At 71.6% G+C, this 264-nt stretch carries 1 protein-coding gene; it reads left to right on the top strand.

Annotation, left to right across the window (positions count from 1 at the left end; translation table 11 throughout):
* Positions 1 to 264: MBL fold metallo-hydrolase (locus tag OO47_RS33095; protein ID WP_033211244.1), on the top strand; the 264-nt coding region annotated here is incomplete at both ends.

The following is a 264-nucleotide window of genomic DNA, read 5'->3' as shown; positions in this document are numbered from 1 at the left end:
ACGGTGTTCGACCTCGGCGGCCGCACCGTGACCGTCGTCCACCTCCCCGGTCACACCCCGGGCCACAGCGGCTACCTTGTCGAACCGGACGGCTTCCTGTACGTGGCGGACATCGACCTGACCTCGTTCGGCCCGTACTACGGGGACCCCGGCAGCAGCCTCCCGGACTTCGAGGCGTCCATGCGCCGCTGCCGGGAGATCGGCGCCCGCTGGTACGGCACGGGCCACCAGAAGGGCGTGATCGAGGGCGCGGCCGCGTTCTCC

The sequence above is a fragment of the Streptomyces bikiniensis genome, assembly GCF_000716625.1.
GTDB lineage: Bacteria > Actinomycetota > Actinomycetes > Streptomycetales > Streptomycetaceae > Streptomyces > Streptomyces bikiniensis.
This window is presented reverse-complemented; position numbering and strand designations above follow the sequence as displayed.